Genomic DNA, 21134 nt, shown 5'->3' on the forward strand with positions numbered 1-21134 from the left:
CAGCCCCCATGCGCCGCGCGCGAACGCGCGCCCCCTATGCCGGAGACCTTCATGACCGCCACACCCTATGCGCCCGACCTGACCACGGGCAGCGCCCCAATTTCCATGCGCCCCACGCTCGCCGGCCTGAACCACATGATCTCGGCCGGCCACTACCTGGCGACGCAGGCGGGCATGGACATCCTGCAGGCCGGCGGCAACGCGGTCGACGCGGGCGTGGCGGCGGGCATTGCGCTGGGCGTCGTGCAAAGCGACATCGTGAACTTCGGCGGCGTCGCGCCCATCCTGGTCTACCAGGCAAGCACCGGGCGCGTCTCCAGCATATCCGGCCTGGGCCACTGGCCCCGGGCTGCGCGGCTGGAAACGTTCCTGGAAAAGCACGGCGGCACCATACCGGCGGGCGTGCTGCGCACCGTCATCCCGGCCGCGCCCGACGCCTGGATCACCGCCCTGGAACGCTTCGGCACCCTCAGCTTCGGCGAAGTCGCCGCCGGCGCGATACGCCTGGCCCGCGAAGGCTTCGTCATGTACCCGCTGATGGCCGAGGTCCTGGCCGAAAACGAAAAGAACTATGCCCGCTGGCCTTCCAGCGCGGCCATCTACCTGCCCGGCGGCAAGCCGCCCCCCGCCGGATCCATCTTCCGCCAGACCGACCTGGCCGCCAGCATCCAGTACATGGCCGACGAGGAACGCCTGCACCGGGGCCAGGGCCGCGCAGCCGGCCTGGCCGCCGCCCGCCGCGCCTTCTACGAAGGCGACATCGCGTCGGCCATCGTCAAGTACCACAAAGAAGAAGGCGGCCTGGTCACCCGCGACGACCTGCGCAATTTTTCCGTCGAAGTCGACCCCGCCCTGTCGACCGACTTCCGCGGCACCCAGGTCCATAGCTGCGGCTTCTGGTGCCAGGGGCCGTCGCTCCTGCAAATGCTGAACATCCTGGAGCCGCGCGACCTGCGCACCCTGGGCCACAACACTGCGCCCTACGTGCACCTGCTGACCGAAACCATCAAACTGGCCTTCGCCGACCGCGAAGTGCACTATGGCGACCCGCGCCACATCGACGTGCCGCAAACGGCGCTGCTGTCCAAGGACTATGCGCGCGCCCGCCTGGCCCTGATCGACCCGGATCGCGCCGGCCCCGACATGCCGCCCGCCGGCCGCCTGCCCGATGCGCGCGGCATCGACCTGCGCGCGGCCGGCCCGGACGACATGGCCCGCACCGATCCCCGGCTGGACACCTCCTACGTCGCGGTGGTCGACAAGGAAGGCAACGCCTTCTCCGCGACGCCCAGCGACGGCTCGTACAACGTGCCCGTCATACCCGGCACCGGCATCTGCGCCTCCGGGCGCGGCAGCCAGTCCTGGGCCGAAGCCGGCCACCCCTGCGCCATCGGCCCGGGCCGCCGCCCGCGGCTGACGCCGAACCCGTCCCTGGCCATTCGCCCCGGACAGTACGTCATGCCCTTCGGCACACCCGGCGGCGACGTCCAGTGCCAGGCCATGCTGCAAACCTTCCTCAACATCGAAGTCTTCGGCATGGAAGTGCAGCAGGCCATCGAAGCGCCCCGCTTCGCCAGCTTCAGCTTCCCGTCCTCGTTCGAGCCGCACAACGCCATGCCCGGCCGGCTGATGATCGAAGACCTGATCGCCCGCGACGTCGGCGACCGGCTGGCGGCCATGGGACACACCGTCAAATGGTGGCAAGACCGCAGTTGGCGCGCCGGCGCCATGTGCGCGGTGAAGCACGACCTCGCGACCGGCATCCGCCACGGCGGCGCGGATCCGCGCCGGCCGGCTTATGCGATGGGGTGGTGAAATGGAGCATGCGGCTGGGCGAGGGCCGCCGCCTTGCGGATGCCGCAAGCGGAATCCAGCCCCAGCAGGATCATGTTCCGTTCATAGTCCTCGGCAAGCAGGCGAATGACGTCCAGGACGCCTTTCCCGCCGCCGCTCGCCAAGCCATAGAGCGCCGGGCGGCCGACAAATACGGCGCGGGCGCCCAGCGCCTGGGCGCGGACGATGTCGGCGCCGCCGCGCACGCCGCTGTCCAGGAACACCGGCATGCGATCGCCGACGCGGTCGACGATGCCTGGCAAAGCGCTGATCGACGAAGGCGCCGCGTCCAGTTGCCGGCCGCCGTGATTGGACACGATGATGCCGTCCGCACCGTGGCTTGCCGCCAACGCGGCATCCTCGGCATGCAGCACTCCCTTCAACAACAACGGACCGTCCCACAGGCCGCGCAGCCAGCGCAGGCTGTCCCATGTCAGGGACCTGTCCATACTTCTCGCCAGCAGCGACGCCTGGACCTCCAGCGGCAAGGCATCGGCGGGCCGTTCCGCCAGATTCACGAACCGCGGCAGGCCGCCCCTGAGCATCCGCAGCGCCCAGCCCGGACGCCGCGCCACGTCCCAGGCCAGCCGGGGCGTCATCCGGAACGGGATCCTGAAGCCGTTGCGCCCGTCGCGCCAGCGATTGCCCCCGACCGGCACGTCCACCGTCAGGACCAGCGCACGATAACCCGCCCCGCGCGCGCGGCGCAGCATCTGCTCCGCCAACCGCCGGTCCTGCATCACATACAACTGCAGCCACTGTTCGCCTCCGCCCGCCTGCGCCCGCACGTCCTCGGCGCGCTGGTTCGATGCCGTGGACAGGACGAACGGCACGCCGCTCTCCGCGGCGGCGGCAGCCAGCATGGCGTCGCCCCCGGGGCGAATCACGCCGTTCAACCCGGTCGGCGCCAGCGCGAACGGCAAGCGCCAGGTCGACCCGAACACGTCCACCGAGGTATCGACGCGGCGGGTATCCCGCAGCACCCTCGGCATCAGCCTGATCCGCTCGAAGTCGGCCCGATTGGCGCCCAGGCACGTTTCGTATTCCGCCCCGCCGTCGATGAACTCGTATACAAACCTGGGCAGGGCCTTCCTGGCCCTGAGCCGGTAATCGTCAATCGTGATCGGCACGAGGCACCTACTGCAGGGAAATGCCGCGGTCGCGGATGATCTTGCCCCAGCGCTCGTTCTCCTGAGCCACGAAACGCGCCATCTCGTCGGGTGAACTGAACCAGGGCTCGACCGCGATGTTCGCGAAGAAATCGATCACCGCCTTCGATGCCAGCGCCGCGCCCAGCGCCCGGTTCAACGAGTCCACGACATCGCGGGGCGTCCCCGCGGGAACCAGCATTCCCTGCCAGGCGAAAGCCTCGAAGCCGGTCAGGCCCTGCTCATGCAACGTTGGAATGTCCGGAAAGTGCTTCATGCGTTCGGGGCTGGCCACGCCCAAGACCTTGAGCCGCCCCGTCTTCATTTGCGGAACGACCGTCGACGCGTCCATCAGCGCGAACGACACCGCGCCCGCCATCAAGTCCGTCACCGCGGGCGCGCCTCCCCGGTAGGCCACGTGCGTCATCTTCAAGCCGGTCCGTTCGCGGAACAGCTCGGCGGCCAGATGCTGCGGAGAGCCCACGCCGGAGCTGGCGAAATTGGCGCTATCGGGGTTGGCTTCGGCCCAGCGAAGAAACTCGTCCAGATTGTTCGCGGGCACCTTGCTCGACACCACCAGCAGTATCGGATAACGCGCGTACAACCCCGCCGGCGCGAAGTCCTTCGCGCTGTCGTAGGGCAGATTGGCGAAAAGATGCGGATTGGCCGCCAGCGTCGCGAAATCGCCCGTGAAAACCATGGCCCCCTGCGCCTTGGCATTGGCCACGTACGCAGCCGCGATGTTCGTGGCCCCGCCCGGCTTGTTGCTGACAAAAAAACCGCGGCCCATCTGCGCCCCGACACTTTCCGCGAGCTTGCGCGCAATGGCGTCCGAGCCGCCGCCCACCGGATAGGGATGCACCCATTCCACGGGTCTTTCACCCCCTTGCGCCAGACAGGCGGCCGCGCTCCCGCTGCCAGCCAACGCGAACAGGACTTTCAAGAATTGGCGCTTCCGCATGTCGCTTCTCTCCCGGTGAGGTCATATCGGATGGCCAGAGTGTGAAGCCCGGCGGCATTCCTGAGAATTGTTATTTCAGGCCTAAGTCATTACATTTCGGTATGGCCTACAACCTGCAAGAACTGCGCGCATTCCTCGCCGTCATCGAAGACGGATCGCTGGGCAAGGCCGCCGACAAACTCGGCCTCACGCAGCCCGCGCTGAGCCGGATCGTCAAGCGCCTGGAAGCCTCCGTCGGCGAACCGCTGTTCGAGCGCCACACCGGCGGCATGCGCCTGACGGCCTATGGCAAGGCGCTGGCCCCGCACGCGCAATTGCTTTGCCGCGAAGAGAAAATCGCCCGCGACGAAATCAACCGCATGCGCGGCCTGGCCGTGGGCGCGTTGCGCCTGGGCGTCACCGCGGGCGCGTCCGCGCTCTTCATCCCCAAGGCGCTGGGCGCGTTCCTGGAACGCTGGCCCGGCATCGCCGTCGACGTCGTGGAAGGCATCTGGGATGAACTGGCGACCCGCCTGGAGGCCTACCAGGTCGATCTGGTGATCGCCCCTGAGGCCCCGGAAACCGCGCGCATCGCCGCCGCCAGGGACTGTGCCTGGCACGAAAGCATGAATGTGATCGTCGGCGCCGACCATCCGCTGCACAGCGGATCGCCCATCGCCATGCAAGCCTTGCTGGCGGAGCGCTGGTGCTTCGTGCCCGAACGCACCGAGCCCCGCAACCGGCTGGTGTCCCTCTTTAGGAAGCAAGGCCTGGCACCGCCCGCGATCGCAGTGTCCAGCCCCTCGATTCCCCTCATCAAGAGCCTGGTCACGCATTCCGGTTTCGTCAGTTGGCTGACCCGGCCCATGTACGGAGCTGAATTGAAGGCCGGCCTGATCCGCGAACTCCAGGTGGAAGGCCTGGGCCACGAGCGCCGGTTCGCCGCCTATCACCGGCGCGAAGGCATCCTGCCGGCGCCGGCCTTGCGCTTCCTGGATGAAATCCGGCGGCAGGCGGGATAGCGCCGGGGCCAGCTCGCCCCGGCGGACGCGATCTCGCCGCCTCGCTGCAGCACGTCGATCAGAATGAGCTGGCCGTCGTAGAACTGCTGGTTCCGGCCCAGGAGCTTGCCTTCCACCGTCTCGGTCGGAACGACCTCGCACTCGCTTAGCGGACATGAGTAGGTCTTGCCCGACGGGAAGTGGCAAGTCAGCGTCAGTTCACGGCTTTGGGGCCGGCGCGAAATCGTCCAGTCACGGATCTGCCGGGTCTTGTCCCCCGCCCTTCATCGCGCGCTCGCCGGACGGCCCGCCGCTCCCCGGACAGGCCGTGAAAACGTTCGAAATCCGTACGTCCGGCTCGGTTTCGGACGCCCGCTCTCCTCTCTACTCGCGTCCGCCGCGGCCCGCCGCGCAGGCGCCCTCCCTCGCACAGCCTGGTTCCGGCACATCGCGCCGGGGCGCGCCTGCGGCTGGCATCCATTTTGCTTGGATATCCGCACGCGCCGCGTCAAGCGCGCGGGACAACAACGAGGAGACTCTTCATGTCATTGCAATCCCCAGCCCAGGTGATGGGCATCGATGCCGGCGGCACGATGACCGACACTTTCTTCGTCCGCAAGGACGGCCGCTTTGTGGTCGGCAAGGCGCAAAGCAACCCGGCCGACGAATCCCTTGCCATCTTCAACTCTTCGCAAGACGCGCTCGCGCATTGGGACCGCGATGTCGATGACGTCTTCCCGGAGTTGCTGACCTGCGTGTACTCCGGCACCGCGATGCTCAACCGGGTGGTGCAGCGCAAGGGGCTGGAGGTCGGCCTGATCGTCAACAAGGGGTTCGAGCACGTGCATTCGATGGGCCGCGCCATCCAGAGCTACCTCGGCTACGCGCTGGAGGAACGCATCCACCTCAACACCCATCGCTATGACGAGCCGCTGGTGCCGCTGTCGCGCACGCGCGGCGTGACCGAACGCACCGACGTGCAGGGCGAAATCGTCATCCCGCTGCGCGAGGCCGAGGTTCGCCAGGCCGTGCGCGACCTGGTGGCGGCCGGCAGCAAGGCCCTGGTGATCGTGCTGCTGCAATCCCACAAGAACGGCGCCAGCGAGCGCCAGGCCCGGGACATCGCATTGGACGAGCTGGCCACGCTGGGCAGCGACGTGCCCGTCTTCGCTTCGGTGGACTACTACCCGCAGCGCAAGGAAAGCCACAGGATGAATACCACCATCCTGGAGGCATACGCCGCCGAACCCTCGCGCCAGACCTTGCGCAAGGTCAGCGACCGCTTCAAGAAGCACGGGGCGAAGTTCGATCTGCGCGTCATGGCCACGCACGGCGGCACGATAAGCTGGAAGGCCAAGGAACTGGCCCGCACCATCGTGTCCGGGCCGATCGGCGGCGTCATCGGCTCGCGGCTGCTCGGCCAGGCGCTGGGCTACGAGAACATCGCGTGTTCCGACATCGGCGGAACCTCGTTCGACATGGCGCTGATCACCAAGGGCAATTTCACCATCGTGGCCGACCCGGACATGGCCCGGCTGGTGCTGTCGCTGCCGCTCGTCGCCATGGATTCCGTAGGCGCGGGCGCCGGCAGCTTCGTGCGGCTCGATCCCTACAGCGGGGCCATCAAGCTCGGCCCGGACAGCGCCGGCTACCGCGTCGGCACCTGCTGGCCGGAAAGCGGCCTGGACACCGTCTCGGTATCGGACTGCCACGTGGTGCTGGGCTACCTCAATCCCGACAACTTCCTCGGCGGCGCCATCAAGCTGGACGTCGCCCGCGCCCGCGAGAGCATCAAGCAGCAGCTCGCGGATCCGCTGGGCCTGACGGTCGAGGACGCGGCCGCCGGCGTGATCGAACTGCTGGACCTGCAACTGCGTGAATACCTGCGCTCCAACGTGAGCGCCAAGGGCTACAACCCGACCGACTTCGTGTGCTTCAGCTATGGCGGCGCGGGACCGGTGCATACCTACGGCTACACCGAAGGGCTGGGCTTCAAGGACGTCATCGTGCCGGCCTGGGCGGCCGGGTTCTCGGCCTTCGGCTGCGCCTGCGCCGACTTCGAATACCGCTACGACAAAAGCGTGGACCTGGCCCTGCCCCAGGTCGCGGCGCAGGCCGACAAGGTCCAGGCCGTGGCGACCTTGCAGCAGGCCTGGAACGAACTGGCCGAGAAGGTGATCGAGGAATTCCGCATCAACGGCTTCAAGCCCGAGGACGTGATCCTGCGGCCCGGGTACCGGATGCAGTACATGGGGCAGTTGAACGACCTGGAAATCGATTCCCCCAGCGCCGGCGCCGGCAGCGCCGACGACTGGGACAGGATCGTGGGCGCGTTCGAAGACACCTATGGCCGCGTCTATGCCAGTTCCGCCCGCTCGCCCGAACTGGGCTTCTCGGTCACCGGCGCCATCATGCGCGGCATGGTGGTCACCCAGAAGCCGGTCCTGCCCGAGGACCCCGAGGCCGGCCCCACCCCGCCGGCCGAGGCCAAGCTGGGCACCCGCAAGCTGTACCGCCGCGGGCAGTGGCACGTAGCCACGCTGTGGCACATGGAAGCGCTCAAGCCGGGCAACCGGATCAAGGGGCCCGCCATCGTCGAGTCCGACGCGACCACCTTCGTGGTGCCGCAGGGCTTTTCGGCAAGCATCGACAAGCATCGCCTGTTCCACCTGCAGGAAACCAAGTAATCGGACTCCCGGAGAGACAACATGAACACGATATCAAGAATGGAAACCGGTGCCTCGGGCCTGCTGGGCACGGGCGAAACGCTCAAGCAATTCCGCGATGCCATCCTGGCCCGCACCAAGGATAGCGGCCACTACAACGGCCTGGCCCGGCTGGACCTGCGGGAGAGCGAGCCCATCCGCTACGAGAAAATGTTCTCCAAGCTGCGCGGCGGCCTGGTGCATGCGCGCGAGACCGCCAAGCGCATCGCCGCCAGCCCCATCGTCGAGCAGGAAGGCGAACTCTGCTTCACGCTGTACAACGCCGCCGGCGACTGCGTGCTGACCTCCACCGGCATCATCATCCACGTGGGCACCATGGGCGCGGCGATCAAATACATGATCGAGAACGACTGGGAAACCAACCCCGGCATCAATCCGGGCGACATGTTCACCAACAATGACTGCGCCATCGGCAACGTGCATCCCTGCGACATCGCCACCATCGTGCCGATCTTCGCGCAGGGCAAGCTGGTGGGCTGGGTCGGCGGCGTCACGCACGTGATCGACACCGGCGCGGTGACGCCCGGCTCCATGTCCACGGGCCAGACGCAACGCTTCGGCGACGGCTACATGATCACCTGCCGCAAGACCGGCATCAACGACGTGCCGCTCAAGGACTGGCTGCATGAAAGCCAGCGCGCCGTGCGCACGCCCAAGTACTGGATCCTGGACGAGAAGACCCGCATCGCCGGCTGCCACATGGTGCGCAGCCTGATCGAAGAGGTCATCGCCGAGGAAGGGCTGGAGGCCTACGAGAAGTTCGCCTATGAAGTCATCGAGGAAGGCCGCCGCGGGCTGCAGATGCGGATCAAGGCGCTGACCCTGCCGGGCAAGTACCGCAAGGTGGCGTTCGTCGACGTGCCCTACAAGCACGAGGACGTGCAGACCTCGAACGCCTTCGCCAAGCTCGATTCCATCATGCATTCGCCGGTGGAGATGGAGATCCGCAAGGACGGCACCTGGCGGCTGGACTTCGAAGGCTCCAGCCGCTGGGGCTGGCACAGCTACAACGCGCACCAGGTGGCGTTCACCAGCGGCATCTGGGTGATGATGACGCAGACGCTCGTGCCCACCCAGCGCATCAACGACGGCGCCTACTACGGCACGGAGTTCCGACTGCCCAAGGGCGCCTGGATGAACCCCGACGACCGGCGCACCGGCCACGCCTACGCATGGCATTTCCTGGTGTCCGGATGGAGCGCACTGTGGCGCGGCCTGGGGCAGGCGTATTTCAGCCGCGGCTACCTGGAGGAAGTCAACGCCGGCAACGCCAATACCTCCAACTGGCTGCAAGGCGGCGGCATCAACCAGGACGGCGAGATCCATGCCGTCAACAGCTTCGAGGCCAGCTCCTGCGGCACCGGCGCGGGCGCCATCAAGGACGGCCTGAACCACGCCGCCGCCATCTGGAACCCCGAAGGCGACATGGGCGACATGGAAATCTGGGAGATGGCCGAGCCCCTGCTCTACCTGGGCCGCAACGCCAAGTCCAACTCCGGCGGCTACGGCAAGTATCGGGGCGGCTGCGGCTTCGAGACGCTGCGCATGGTCTGGAAGGCGCAGGACTGGACCATGTTCTTCATGGGCAACGGCTACATGAACAGCGACTGGGGCCTGATGGGCGGCTATCCGGCGGCCACCGGCTACCGCTTCGAGGCCCATCATACCGGCCTGAAGGACCGCATCGCCCGCGGCGAAAGCCTGCCGCTGGGCGCCGACACCAATCCGGAGGCGCCCGACTACGAGCAGCACCTGGCGCCCGGCGCCCGCGTCAAGCGGGACCAGCAGTGCATGACGACGGAGGACTGCTACGAGAACTACGACCTCTATCTCAACTACCTGCGCGGCGGCCCCGGCTTCGGAGACCCCCTGGACCGCGAGCTCGACGCCATCGCCGACGACCTGAACAACGAACTGCTGCTGCCCAAGTACGCGCTGGAGGTCTACGGCGCCGTGGTGGCCCAGGACGGCGCCGGCCGCTGGCAGGTCGACGCCAAGGCCTCGGCCGGCAAGCGCCTGGACATCCGCAAGCGCAGGCTGGAACGGGCGGTTCCCGTGCGCGACTGGATGCGGTCCGAGCGCGAACGCATCCTGGCCAAGACCGCCTCGACCCAGGTGCAGCACATGTACGCCACGAGTTTCGGCTTGTCCAAGAAATTCGAGCAGCAGTTCCGGGACTTCTGGAGCCTGCCGGCCGACTGGACCCTGACCGAGGAAGAGCTCGACGTGCCCACCTACGGGTCCAAGTTCCGCATGGACCTTTCGAAAATGCCCGATGTGAAGACCATCGTGCTGGTGGACGAGTGAGCCGGCGGCTTGCGAAAACAAGGAGACGACAATGACGACTTACACGCAGGAACAGGTGGACCACCTGGTTGACGGCCGGCTGGACTGGGACACGACCATCCGCATGCTGTCCATGCCGAAGGACGGCGAGCGCTTCGAGATGTACCTGAAGACGCTGCAGAAGAAGCTCGACTGGAACGACCGCATCGTCCTGCCGCTCGCGCCGCACCTGTACATCGTGCAGCGCGCGCACGACAAGCACTGGGTGACGAAATGCGATTGCGGCCATGAATTCGGCGATTACCGGCAGAACTGGAAGCTCGCCGCGCACGTCTACGTACGCGAGGACGCCCAGGCCATGAGCGAGGTCTATCCCAAGCTCATGGCGCCGGATACCCAATGGCAGGTATACCGCGAGTATTACTGCCCCCAGTGCGGCACCCTGCACGACGTCGAGGCTCCCACGCCCTGGTATCCGGTAATCCATGATTTCGAGCCGGATATCGATACCTTCTACAAGGAATGGGTCAACCTGCCCTTGCCCGAGCGCGCGGCATAGCGGGCGGCCCGCGGCGCGAACCGGACCGGGATGGGCGCGGCCGTCCCGGTCCGGGTTGCTCCGGATTGACGCCTGGCGCTCATGCCGTCTAATGAACGCGGCTGGCCAGGCATTAGGCCCGCCCCGACCCAGGGCCAGCGGCAGCGCGCGCCCTGCGTACAGCCGGCAGGATAGCCGGCCCATGCATCGCATCTTGGAGACTAGGCGATGGAGCCAAGCTACCGGGAACGGTTTTCAGATCCCGCCGCCGAGCGCGCAGTCATGCAAGCCTGGGAATCGGTCTTGTCCGGCACGATCGCCGGGCCGCCGGGAACCGCGCTGCGCGCGCTGATCGAAGGGTCCTGGCAACGCTGCCTCCAGGCCGACGTGAACCCCCGCGCCTCGCGCGGGCCCGAACCCTTGTCCGAGGACGAGCTGTTCCTCCATCGCGAGCGCCAGCGCGATCTGCTCGGCGCCAGCCAGCCCGTGCTCGCCCAGGCCTGTGAAACCCTGGCCGAACTGGGAACCTTGATCGCGCTGTCCGACACGAGAAGCGTCATCCTCAACGCCGTGGGCGACCCCACCGCGCTGGAGGCCGGACAGGCCATCCATCTCATGCCCGGCGTGGACTGGAGCGAAGCGTACTGCGGCACCAATGCCATCGGCACGGCCCTGATCACCGGGCAGGCCGTGCAAGTGCATTCCACCGAGCATTTCTGCGAAGGCATCAAGGGCTGGACCTGTTCGGCCGCCGTCATCCGGCATCCGCTGGACGGCGACGTGGTGGGCGTGCTCGACGTCTCGGGCCTGTCGCGCACCTACAGCCGCCAGCACCTGGCCATCGCCATGACCTCGGCCAGGCACATCGAAAGCCGCTTGCGCACGGCCGAAATGGAGCGCCGCTACCAATTGCTGGACGCCGCCCTGGCGCGGTTCGTGGCGGCGGGCGCCGACGTGGGCGTCATCCTGCTCGACCACCGCGGCTGTCCGATAAAGGCGAACGCCCAGGCGCAACGCGCGCTGGACGACGCCGGCGCGGGCATCAACCTGCCCAGGTTGCAACGCATCGCCGGGCTCGCCCTGGGCCCGCACTCCCCCGGCGTCCCAGGCCCCGCGCTGCCGGCCTGGCTGCGGCCCGAATGGGTGGAGTCCGTGCTCTCGGGCGCGGAACGGCTGGGCTCCCTGCTGATCCTACCCCGGCATCCGCCGGCCCCTTGCGCGCCGCGGGCCGCGCCGGCCGCGCCGGCCGCGCCCGCGCCCGATCCCTTCAACACCGTAATCACGGCCGACGCCGCCGTGGGCGAACTGGTGGAACAGGCGCGCCGCCTGAGGGGCTCCCCGGTCCCCGTCCTGCTGCTGGGGGAAACGGGCGTGGGCAAGGAGCTCTTTGCCCGCGGCCTGCACAGCCACGGCCCCTTCATGGCGCTCAATTGCGGCGGCCTGTCGCGCGAACTCCTGGCCAGCGAACTCTTCGGTTACGCCGACGGCGCGTTCACGGGCGCGCGCAAGGGAGGGATGCGGGGCAAGATCGAAGCGGCCGAGGGCGGCACGCTGTTCCTCGACGAGATCGGCGAAATGCCGCTGGACATGCAGTCCTACCTGCTGCGCGTGCTCGAAGAGCGCGAGGTGTATCGCCTGGGCGAGAACGTGGCGCGCCGCGTCAACTTCCGCCTCATCGCCGCGACCCACCGCGACCTGCAGGCAGAGATCAAGGCGGGGCGCTTCCGCATGGACCTCTATTACCGCATCGCCGTCGTGCACCTGCATATCCCCGCCCTGCGCGCGCGCAAGGGCGACGTGGCCTTGCTGGCACAGGCCTTCGCCCTGCGCTTCCAGCAGGAACACGGCAAGGAGGCCGCCGGCATGGCACCCGACGCGCTGGCCGCGCTGGAGGCCTACCCCTGGCCCGGCAACATCCGCGAACTGCGCAACGTCATCGAAAGCGCCGTGCTCCTGTCTTCCGGCGGGCCGCTCTCGCGGGCCATGCTGCCGCCGGAAGTGGGCCAGGCGCCCGCGCCGACCCTGGCCGCGCCGGGCCCCATCACCCTCGTCCAGGGGGAAGAAGACCTGATCCGGCGCAGCATCGTCGCCAGCGGCGGCAACCTGACCCAGTCCGCCCGCAGCCTGCACATCGCGAAGAGCACGCTGTATGCAAAGATGAAGCGCTACGGCATGTCGCGCGAGGACGCGCTGGGTTTCGGGCCCGAACGGCCGGGAATCGACCCCCGGGACGCCTGAGGCGCCCGCGCCGGGCGCGTCCGCCCGGAAACCCATCGCCATGTGCGCGGCAATTGACATGGCGCAAACAATGTCGTCCAGGAATGTAGTTGGAAGCGGTACGCTAAGCCCATACCCGACACGCACTTCAGGAGATTGCCATGCCCGCCATGATGAAAGCCGCTGTCTTTATCGAACCCGGCCGCATCGAGATCGCCGACAAGCCGATTCCGGACGTCGGTCCCAACGACGCCCTCATCCGCATCACCACCACCACCATCTGCGGCACCGATATCCATATCCTGAAGGGCGAATATCCCGTCGCGCCCGGGCTGACCATCGGCCATGAGCCCGTCGGCATCATCGAGAAACTGGGCAGCGCGGTGGCCGGCTACCAGGAAGGCCAACGCGTCATCGCCGGCGCGATCTGCCCCAACTTCAACTCGTATGCCGCCCAGGACGGCGTCGCGTCGCAGGACGGCAGCTATCTCGCCGCGATGGGACTCTGCGGCTGCCACGGCTACCAGGCCACGGCCGGCTGGCGGTTCGGCAACAAGATCGACGGCACCCAGGCGGAATACGTGCTCGTGCCGGACGCGCAAGCCAACCTGGCGCCGGTGCCCGACGGCCTCACGGACGAGCAGGTGCTGATGTGCCCGGACATCATGTCCACGGGCTTCAAGGGCGCGGAAAACGCCAACATCCGCATCGGCGACGTGGTGGCGGTGTTCGCCCAGGGCCCCATCGGCCTGTGCGCCACGGCCGGAGCCCGGCTGCTAGGCGCGTCCACCATCATCGCCATCGATGGAAACGCCCACCGGCTGGACGTCGCGCGGGCGCTGGGCGCCGACGTGACGCTGAACTTCCGCGACTGCGACGTGGTTGAAGAAATCCTGCGCCTGACCGGCGGACGCGGCGTCGATTCGTCCATCGAAGCCCTGGGGCTGCAAAGCACCTTCGAGTCCGCCCTGCGCGTCCTCAAGCCCGGCGGCACCCTGTCCAGCCTGGGCGTCTACTCCGAAGACCTGAAGATTCCCCTGAGCGCGTTCGCGGCGGGCCTGGGCGACCACAAGATCAACACGGCGCTGTGCCCGGGAGGCAAGGAACGCATGCGCCGCCTGATGAACGTGATCCAGTCCGGCCGCGTGGACCTGGGCGTGATGGTCACCCACCAGTACAAGCTCGACAACATCGTCGAAGCCTACGACCTGTTCTCGCACCAACGCGACAACGTGCTCAAGGTGGCCGTCAAACCCGCCTGACGCGCCAGCGGCGCATCAGGTATTTTTCGATTTCGGCGCCGGCGAACACCAGCAGGCCGGCGCCGAGCACGTCCAGCCATTCGCGCCAGCCCAGCGGCACCGAGCCAAACACGGCGTGCATGAACGGCGTGTACGTGTAGGCTAGTTGCAGTGCAACGCAGGCGGCAATGGCGATCCACACGTATCGGTTTCCGAACAGGCCTTCGCGGTTGAGCACCGAGTCGTAGATGTGGCGGCTGTTGATCAGGTAGAACATTTCCGCCGCCACCACCGCGTTGACCGCCATGGTCCGGGCGCGGTCCACCGACATGCCATTGGAAAGTTCCCACAGGAACAGGCCCAGCGCGCCGGCCATCATCAACACCGAGACCACCAGCACGCGCTGCACGAAAAGCAGCGACAGCAGCGGCTCGCCCGGCGGCCGCGGACGCTGGCTCATGATGCCGGGCTCCGCCGGCTCGAAGGCCAGCGCCAGGCCCAAGGTGCTGGAGGTCACCAGGTTGATCCACAGCACCTGCGCCGGCGTGAGCGGCAAGGTGAGCTGGAACAGGATGGCCGCGATCACCAGCAGGCCTTCGCCGCCGTTCGTGGGCAGCATGAAGAGCACGAACTTCTTCAGGTTGTCGTAGACCGCGCGGCCTTCGCGCACCGCCGCCGCGATCGTGGCGAAGTTGTCGTCGGCCAGCACCACGTCGGCGGCTTCCTTGGCGGCCTCGGTGCCCTTCAGGCCCATCGCCACGCCGACGTCGGCGCGCTTGAGCGCCGGCGCATCGTTCACGCCGTCGCCCGTCATGGAGACCACCTGGCCCAGCGCCTGCATCGCCTGCACCAGGCGCAGCTTGTGCTCGGGGCTGGCGCGCGCGTAGATGTCGACGCCCATCACCGTCTCGCGCAGCGTCGCGTCGTCCATCAGCGCCACTTCGGCGCCCGTAATGGCGGGCTTGCCCACGCCGATGTCCAATTGGGCGCCGATGGCGCGCGCGGTCTCGGCATGGTCGCCGGTGATCATCTTGACCTGGATGCCCGCCCGGTGGCATTCCGCCACGGCCGCGATGGCTTCGGCGCGCGGCGGGTCCATCATGCCCACCAGCGCCAGCAGCATGAAGCCGTCTTCCACATCGCCGAAACCCAAGGCCCTGGTCCGGGGAGCCGCGCGCTTGCAGGCCAGCCCCAGCACGCGCAGCCCCTTGGCGGCCGTGTCGGTGGCCATGCGGCGCCAATAGTCCACGTCCAGCGCCTGGGGCAGGCCGTCACGATCGGCCTGCGAGTCGCACATGTCCAGCACCCGCTCGGGAGCCCCCTTCACGAAGATCCACGGAGCGCCCAGCCCTGCCTCGTGGTAGGTCGCCATGAAGCGGTGCTCGGACTCGAACGGGATGGAATCGCGGCGGGGCCATTCCTGCTGGCCCGCAGCCTGCGTCAGGCCGGCCTTGACCCCAAGCACCAGCAGCGCGCCCTCGGTGGGATCGCCCGCGACCCGCCAGACGCCGCCTTCCTCGCGCAGCGCGGCATCGTTGCACAGCACGCCGGCGCGGATGGCCAGCTCCAGCGAGGGATGGATGGCGGGATCGACGGCGCGGCCGTCGATGCTGCACTCGCCCGACGGTTCATAGCCCACGCCGCCGACGTCCGTCACCGCGCTCGCGCACACCACGCGCTGCACCGTCATTTCATTGCGGGTGAGCGTGCCCGTCTTGTCGGAGCAGATGACCGTCACCGAACCCAGGGCCTCGACCGCCGGCAGCCGCCGCACGACGGCCTGGCGCCGCGCCATGCGCTGCACGCCCAGCGCCAGCGTGACGGTCATGATGGCCGGCAGCCCCTCCGGGATGGCGGACGCCGCCAGCGCCACCACCATCATGAACATTTCCGCCGGCGCGTGGCCCAGCCACCACGTGCCCGCGACGAACAGCAGCCCCGACAGCGCCAAAATGGCCACCGCCAACACGCGGCCGAAATGATCCACCTGGCGCAGCAGCGGCGTGGTCATGTTGCCGATGCCGGAGAGCAATTGATTGATGCGGCCCAGCTCGGTATGCGCCGCGGTGGCCACCACCACCCCGCGCGCCTGCCCGTGCACCACCACGGTGCCCGAATACGCCATGCACTGGCGATCGCCCAACGGCGCATCCGCCGCCACGGGCGCGATCTGCTTTTCCACCGGCAGCGATTCCCCCGTGAGCGCCGCCTCTTCGACACGCAGTTCCTTGGCCTCGACCAGCCGCAGATCGGCGGGCACGCGGTCCCCGGAAGCCAGCAGGACCTGGTCGCCCAGCACCAGGCCGGCCGCGTCGATTTCGCTGCGGCTCCCGTCGCGCACCACCAGGGCGTGCGGCGAAAGCATGCCCCGGATGGCGTCCATGGCGCTTTCCGCCTTGCCTTCCTGGATGAAGCCGATGATGGCGTTGACGACCACCGCCGCCATCAGCACGCCCGTGTCGATCCAGTGCCCAAGCAGCGCGGTAATGACGGCCGACCCCATCATCACGTAGAGCAGGATATTGTGGAATTGCCGCAGGAAACGCCCGAACGCGCTCTGGCGCCGCGCCTCGACCAGCCGGTTCGGCCCGTAACGGGCCAGCCTGTCCTGGGTCTCGTCCGCGGTCAATCCCGCTGGACGGGTTTGTAGTGCTTCTTCCACGGCCATCGCGGGCCGCGCATGCCAATCTTCTTGTTCGGACAACGAGCGATCGGAGGAAGTCATCGATGGAATATGCCTTCGTAACGTGCAGGACTCATTCGCGACAGGGTCGGTCCCTTCGAGTCTATCAGCATATGGGGTCTGCGGCGGTCCCCCGCCTCGCCGCCCGCAGGCGAAAGCTCCCTATTGCGCGCACGCACCCGGCGGCCGATATCGTCAAGAATAGTGATGGACCGTCGTCCCGGGAAAAGTCCACACAGCGCTTTCCTTATGTTCCTTCAACAACTCTCCATAGCACTCGACGTCCTTGAACGGGATCGTGCGGCCCTCCAGCTCGAAGTGGAGCTCGCGCTCCTCCAGCAGCATGCGGGTCCGGGAAATACTGGGCGGATCGTTCATGTAGGCGATAAATGCATCCACGGTGATCGGGCCGTCCAGGCGCGGATCGTGGACGAAGGTGCGCCGCCGGGATGCCAAGGGCCGCATGGAGAGCTTCTTGCGGGCGAAGAAGGCGTAGAACATGTTCTCGTCGATGACGTAAAAGTCCTCGTTGAATCTCACCCGCCCCAGCTTTGCGGACGTCAGGATCACCCTCATCACCCTGGACGGCACCCATTCCGGCGAAAGTCCAAGCCGGTCGCGGACGTGGGCCAAATGACTCTCGAAGTAGTCACACGTCTTCCGATGTTGTTGGGCCGCGTCCCGGCCAAGCTCAGCCTCCAGTTCCACGTAGCTGCGGAAATCGCTGGTCTGGAACCGGCCCTTGCATTCGCACAGGAACAAGACGTCCTCTTCCAACACGAAGGCCACATCGCAATCCCGGTTCTTATGCTTGACCTTTCTCGCGACGATGCCCGCATTCGCCAGTACCCGGCGAGTCAGTTTCTCGAAGCCCGGCCCGATGAACTGCAGCTCATGGTTCGGCTCGTCCTTCCTGCTTCTTATGCTTTTCAGGAGAGACTCCAGCGAAAAAGCCGGCTCGATCAGCATGGCCGCCGTGGGAACCAAGACCAGTTCGCCATTGAAGGGAATCAATGGCGAATCAAGAATGTCCTTCGAGGACGCATTGAAGATGAAGCGGCACAGAATCTGCTCGGCAGATTTCACCGGGATTCCCGCCGCGACAAACTCGGCCAGGAAAAAATCGGCTGTCTTGTGCAGCAGCAACGTTGCCGGCTGCCCAATCAAGGGATGCGATTCAATATGCTTCTTCGCAATCTCCTTGACTACCGTATAGGCGCGAATCCATTCGCACAGCCTGGCTCCCCGGACTTCCTCCCGCAGGTCTTCCGAGTAGAACTGCTGGGTCGTCATGTAGGCGGACTTCACCTCGTCGTTCGACCTGAACCCATCGATAGGCAATTTCCGGGTGGAGCCGATGACTGCCGGATGGGTCATCGGATTGAAGGACTCCCCTTGCCTGACCCCGCGAAGACGGCTGAGCGACACCCTGAACGCAGACAGCAATTCGGACCCGCTGGCATCGAAGACTACAGCGTTCTCATGCCGCGTTCCCCTCGCTTGCCCATGTTCCCAGATCGACCGTCGTTCGTGGAAGATCGCCCATTCTCCACTCAGAGGAAGATGCAGGCATGCCGCGTCGAATTTCGTACTGTCATAGTGCACGCTCATCCTCTCCCCCGCTTCCAGGAACGACCTCAGCGTGAGGGAGAAGTAGGACATGGCGTAGTCCACCGAGGCGCCGAAGTCCAAGGGATTCTTGTAATGGCCCTCGTCCAAGAACTCCACCACGATCGAGGTGTTGAAATGCTCGTAGGTCGGCAACCCGCAGGTGGATCTGAGCTGTTGCTCGTGCACCAGCATCGTGTGATAGAGCTCGTCGGACCTGGAATCGAATCTTGCGCCGATGGCGGCGATACGGTCGGTAAATGAACGATCCAGCGCCACGAAAATATCGGCATCGTCCAGGAGTTCCCGCACGTCCCGAACCTCGTCCCGCTTCCGAAGCAGGCCTGTGATGTCCGGATCGGCATAAAGGCGATGCAGTTTCACCTCCCGCAAGACCGCCGCCAGTTCCTCCGCTGGCGCGGATGGCAGCTCCAAGGCCGCCATCACTTTTTCCTTGATCTTCTCCCGCGTCCTTTTCATCTCTGTGTCCTGGTCGCAAGTCTCGCAAAGCGCCAGCATCCGCACTTGCGGAATCGAGGCTGGCCCTCTGCTCACGCGGAAGAATACCGTACCTTCCGGGCGACAAGCTCACAGCGAAGCCATGGCGCAAGCTGTCGTCGACATGGCGCGCCAATCTGGACGACCGGATCAAACGCCTGACGCGGCTGCGCGACGAACTCGACAACTGCATAGGCTGCGGGGGCCTGTCGCTCACAGACTGCCCGCTGCGCAAACCCATGGACAGACTGAGGGAAGAAGGCCCGGGGGCACGGATTCTGGAGCGGCCGTAGCGAAGATCGGTCCCTCTCCCCTGCCTACGGCGCCATCGCGCCGAGCGCCTTCGCGGCCTGCTCAAGCCCGCCCAGGATGGCATCGGCGACACGCGGCGAGAAATCTCTCGGCAGCGCAGCTTGAACTTCCGCAATCGCCGCCGGTGTACGGGCGAGAAGTTCATCAATAATCGGTTCCGCCGTCGCGGCGTAGCCGATTCTCTGTGCGGTACTGTTGAAGTGCCTGCGCTGGATGCTGTGCATCTCGTAGTGGCGGTTCTTGCCTAGCAAGGCCATCGCGGACTTGATCCCATACGGCGACCACTGGCTGGGACCGTCGCCCAGCACCGGATAGACCGACATCACGTCATACAGCGGGCTCAACTGAAAACGACCGCGCGGCCGAAGCTGGATGCTGAAGTTCTTGGCATGGCCATCGGGCGCTCGCAGCAGCCAGAACAGCACCTGCGCCGCCATCAACGTCTTCATGTCGCCCTCGGCGTTCACCGACTGCCGCAGCGTGGCGAACAAGGCCTTGAGCCCGGGGCCGCCCTCGTTCTCATACTTGCGCAGCGGCGAGCAGCCTTCAACCTGGCAGAAATCTTCCTGCGGAAGACGCATAAGCCACTGGCCGTTGGGCGCGACGCGCCGATCGAAGCGCTCCACCACCAGCACGCGCTGCCGGCCGAAGGTTGCGATATCGGCGTCGGCCACGGCCAACCCATAGGCCTTCAGCAGCCGCAGGCACAGCCATTCGTTGTCGACGGAAGTGCTGAAGTCCGCCCGGCGCCCGCCCATCAGCCCGAGCGGAAGCTTGAAGATGTGGCTCGTCGGCGTAGCGCCCTGCGGTACGAGCCACTGCCCGCCCCACCAAAGGAAAGCCGTCTTCTCCTGCGCGCCGGCCAGCGAAATGCGGAAATCCGCGTCCGGGTCCCGCCCCGCCGCGAAGGCCAGCGGCGAAACGGTTTCGATCAAGTGCCGCTCGATGTCCTCCTCGGACAACGGAACGCCCTCAATACGGTCGAAGCCCTCCGGCTCCTCGTCCTGTCCCAGCAACTGCACGGCGCCCACGCAATCGCGTCCGATCGCAGCCAGCAGATCGAACGGTTCTATCGATCCCGTCTTGAATCGCTCGGCCGCGCGTCTGCGGATGGCATCGCTGTCCGGAAGCAGGTTGTCGAAATAATTGGCGACCTTCTCGCCCCTGAGCGGCAGGTTCTGCAGGTTGAACGGCAACGACAACGAGAGTGGCCGGCCGATGTCGGCACCGACCCAATTCGCGTCATATTGCAGCTCCATCTCTCCACGAGCGGGAATCGTCCAGCGACCGACGCGGACGCCGTTGGTCCAGATAGATAGGCTGCGGCTGTGCGATCGACGCCCCATGTCACCAATCCGCGGTCGGCTCGGCGGACACCGCGGCGCTGCCCCGGGTCCCGATGGCCAGCTCTAGGCCCAGCGCTGCGCACCATGCGAGGAGTTGCTCCACGCTCAGCTCGTGGGCATTGAGCTCCAAATGAGAGACCCGCGACTGGCTCAGGCCGATACGGGCAGCCAGCGCCGATTGGGTCAGCCCCTGGGCCTTGCGCGTGGCCTGGAGTACCGCGGCTAGCTGGACGGCGGTGATCAGGGTATGGGAGGTGGGCGTCATGGCGGATACCCGGAATTCAGTTAAATGAAAAATATCTGATATACAGATAATTGTCAAATATCTGGAAAACAACTATCCTTCTAGCAACAGGTCCTAACAGATCCACATAACCGGCAGCATTATTCCCCGCTGAAAATCCATGGCCGATACGCTCCAATCCCTCAGTCAGCAACAACGCGAGTTCGCAAAGGCACGCGATTGGGAGCAGTTCCATTCGCCCAAGAACCTGGCATCAGCACTAATCGTGGAAGCGGGAGAACTACTCGAACACTTCCAGTGGATGACGGAAGAGCAAAGCCGAATGCTCCCGCCCGAAAAACTAGAGGCTGTAGGCAGCGAGATCGCGGATGTACTCCTCTACCTTATCCAACTGAGCAACATGCTTGGCCTCGACCCTGTGAAAGCGGCGCAGGCCAAGATCCACATCAACGCCCAAAAGTATCCTGTCAGCCGCGCCAAAGGTAGCAGCAAGAAATACGACCAGCTTTGAGT

At 66.3% G+C, this 21134-nt stretch carries 15 protein-coding genes; 9 read left to right on the forward strand and 6 right to left on the reverse strand.

What is annotated here, in order from left to right:
* The first annotated feature begins 51 nt into the window (after nucleotides 1-51).
* Nucleotides 52-1815 carry a gamma-glutamyltransferase family protein gene (locus WHX56_RS21895; RefSeq protein WP_338878984.1) on the forward strand — a complete coding sequence of 588 codons (1764 nt, stop codon included), beginning with the start codon at nucleotides 52-54 and terminating at the stop codon, nucleotides 1813-1815.
* Here the strand turns inward: WHX56_RS21895 and WHX56_RS21900 are convergent.
* Together WHX56_RS21900 and WHX56_RS21905 are read right to left on the reverse strand one after the other, a co-directional pair.
* Nucleotides 1797-2963: an alpha-hydroxy acid oxidase gene (locus tag WHX56_RS21900; RefSeq protein ID WP_338878985.1), complete on the reverse strand. Its 1167-nt coding sequence runs from the start codon at nucleotides 2961-2963 to the stop codon at nucleotides 1797-1799. The genes WHX56_RS21895 and WHX56_RS21900 overlap by 19 nt on opposite strands.
* Before the next feature lie 7 nt (nucleotides 2964-2970).
* Nucleotides 2971-3852 carry a tripartite tricarboxylate transporter substrate binding protein gene (locus WHX56_RS21905; RefSeq protein WP_338878986.1) on the reverse strand — a complete coding sequence of 294 codons (882 nt, stop codon included), beginning with the start codon at nucleotides 3850-3852 and terminating at the stop codon, nucleotides 2971-2973.
* A 191-nt stretch (nucleotides 3853-4043) separates the two neighbouring features.
* Between WHX56_RS21905 and WHX56_RS21910 the strand changes: the two genes are divergently transcribed.
* The 6 genes from WHX56_RS21910 to WHX56_RS21935 all read left to right on the forward strand — a co-directional run bounded on the left by WHX56_RS21910 (nucleotide 4044) and on the right by WHX56_RS21935 (nucleotide 13951).
* Nucleotides 4044-4943, forward strand: a complete 900-nt coding sequence (locus WHX56_RS21910) for a LysR family transcriptional regulator (protein WP_338878987.1) — start codon at nucleotides 4044-4046, stop codon at nucleotides 4941-4943.
* 521 nt (nucleotides 4944-5464) lie between these two features.
* Entirely contained in the window at nucleotides 5465-7609 is a 2145-nt protein-coding gene (locus tag WHX56_RS21915; RefSeq protein ID WP_338878988.1) for a hydantoinase/oxoprolinase family protein, read from the forward strand.
* Between the two features lie 21 nt (nucleotides 7610-7630).
* A complete protein-coding gene (locus WHX56_RS21920; RefSeq protein WP_338878989.1) occupies nucleotides 7631-9955 on the forward strand; it encodes a hydantoinase B/oxoprolinase family protein in 2325 nt (774 codons plus the stop codon).
* Between the two features lie 31 nt (nucleotides 9956-9986).
* Nucleotides 9987-10493 carry an acetone carboxylase subunit gamma gene (locus WHX56_RS21925; protein ID WP_129242507.1) on the forward strand — a complete coding sequence of 169 codons (507 nt, stop codon included), beginning with the start codon at nucleotides 9987-9989 and terminating at the stop codon, nucleotides 10491-10493.
* 261 nt (nucleotides 10494-10754) lie between these two features.
* Nucleotides 10755-12710 carry a sigma-54-dependent Fis family transcriptional regulator gene (locus WHX56_RS21930; protein WP_338878990.1) on the forward strand — a complete coding sequence of 652 codons (1956 nt, stop codon included), beginning with the start codon at nucleotides 10755-10757 and terminating at the stop codon, nucleotides 12708-12710.
* Between the two features lie 140 nt (nucleotides 12711-12850).
* Nucleotides 12851-13951 (forward strand): NAD(P)-dependent alcohol dehydrogenase, encoded by a 1101-nt coding sequence (locus tag WHX56_RS21935; RefSeq protein ID WP_338878991.1) that lies wholly within the window; start codon nucleotides 12851-12853, stop codon nucleotides 13949-13951.
* On the opposite strand, the gene WHX56_RS21940 is transcribed toward WHX56_RS21935, so the two are convergent.
* Both WHX56_RS21940 and WHX56_RS21945 read right to left on the reverse strand, forming a co-directional pair.
* The gene (locus tag WHX56_RS21940) at nucleotides 13938-16655 is read right to left on the reverse strand and encodes a cation-transporting P-type ATPase (protein WP_338878992.1); all 2718 of its coding nucleotides are present in this window, start codon (nucleotides 16653-16655) and stop codon (nucleotides 13938-13940) included. The genes WHX56_RS21935 and WHX56_RS21940 overlap by 14 nt on opposite strands.
* Nucleotides 16656-16808: 153 nt before the next feature.
* The gene (locus tag WHX56_RS21945) at nucleotides 16809-18701 is read right to left on the reverse strand and encodes a hypothetical protein (RefSeq protein ID WP_338878993.1); all 1893 of its coding nucleotides are present in this window, start codon (nucleotides 18699-18701) and stop codon (nucleotides 16809-16811) included.
* Nucleotides 18702-18784: 83 nt separating this feature from the next.
* On the opposite strand from WHX56_RS21945, the gene WHX56_RS21950 reads away from it, so the two are divergent.
* Entirely contained in the window at nucleotides 18785-19012 is a 228-nt protein-coding gene (locus tag WHX56_RS21950) for a MerR family DNA-binding protein (protein WP_422393668.1), read from the forward strand.
* 24 nt (nucleotides 19013-19036) lie between these two features.
* Here WHX56_RS21950 and WHX56_RS21955 read toward each other — a convergent pair whose 3' ends face one another.
* A complete protein-coding gene (locus WHX56_RS21955; protein ID WP_338878994.1) occupies nucleotides 19037-20377 on the reverse strand; it encodes a type II toxin-antitoxin system HipA family toxin in 1341 nt (446 codons plus the stop codon).
* Nucleotide 20378: 1 nt separating this feature from the next.
* On the reverse strand, nucleotides 20379-20642 hold the full coding sequence (locus WHX56_RS21960) for a helix-turn-helix domain-containing protein (protein ID WP_062680171.1): 264 nt from the start codon (nucleotides 20640-20642) through the stop codon (nucleotides 20379-20381).
* A 139-nt stretch (nucleotides 20643-20781) separates the two neighbouring features.
* Here WHX56_RS21960 and WHX56_RS21965 point away from each other — a divergent pair, with 139 nt between their 5' ends.
* Nucleotides 20782-21132 carry a nucleotide pyrophosphohydrolase gene (locus tag WHX56_RS21965; protein ID WP_129242500.1) on the forward strand — a complete coding sequence of 117 codons (351 nt, stop codon included), beginning with the start codon at nucleotides 20782-20784 and terminating at the stop codon, nucleotides 21130-21132.
* Nucleotides 21133-21134: the final 2 nt, after the last annotated feature.

The sequence above is a fragment of the Achromobacter veterisilvae genome, assembly GCF_037619525.1.
In the GTDB taxonomy this organism is placed as follows: domain Bacteria; phylum Pseudomonadota; class Gammaproteobacteria; order Burkholderiales; family Burkholderiaceae_B; genus Achromobacter; species Achromobacter veterisilvae.

Excerpts from the sequence above, each read along its gene's own strand:
- WHX56_RS21895 (WP_338878984.1), top strand. The coding sequence starts at position 52 with ATGACCGCCACACCCTATGCGCCCGACCTGACCACGGGCAGCGCCCCA.
- WHX56_RS21910 (WP_338878987.1), top strand. The coding sequence starts at position 4,044 with ATGGCCTACAACCTGCAAGAACTGCGCGCATTCCTCGCCGTCATCGAA.
- WHX56_RS21915 (WP_338878988.1), top strand. The coding sequence starts at position 5,465 with ATGTCATTGCAATCCCCAGCCCAGGTGATGGGCATCGATGCCGGCGGC.
- WHX56_RS21920 (WP_338878989.1), top strand. The coding sequence starts at position 7,631 with ATGAACACGATATCAAGAATGGAAACCGGTGCCTCGGGCCTGCTGGGC.
- WHX56_RS21925 (WP_129242507.1), top strand. The coding sequence starts at position 9,987 with ATGACGACTTACACGCAGGAACAGGTGGACCACCTGGTTGACGGCCGG.
- WHX56_RS21930 (WP_338878990.1), top strand. The coding sequence starts at position 10,755 with ATGCAAGCCTGGGAATCGGTCTTGTCCGGCACGATCGCCGGGCCGCCG.
- WHX56_RS21935 (WP_338878991.1), top strand. The coding sequence starts at position 12,851 with ATGCCCGCCATGATGAAAGCCGCTGTCTTTATCGAACCCGGCCGCATC.
- WHX56_RS21940 (WP_338878992.1), bottom strand. The coding sequence starts at position 16,655 with ATGACTTCCTCCGATCGCTCGTTGTCCGAACAAGAAGATTGGCATGCG.
- WHX56_RS21945 (WP_338878993.1), bottom strand. The coding sequence starts at position 18,701 with ATGAAAAGGACGCGGGAGAAGATCAAGGAAAAAGTGATGGCGGCCTTG.
- WHX56_RS21955 (WP_338878994.1), bottom strand. The coding sequence starts at position 20,377 with ATGGGGCGTCGATCGCACAGCCGCAGCCTATCTATCTGGACCAACGGC.
- WHX56_RS21960 (WP_062680171.1), bottom strand. The coding sequence starts at position 20,642 with ATGACGCCCACCTCCCATACCCTGATCACCGCCGTCCAGCTAGCCGCG.
- WHX56_RS21965 (WP_129242500.1), top strand. The coding sequence starts at position 20,782 with ATGGCCGATACGCTCCAATCCCTCAGTCAGCAACAACGCGAGTTCGCA.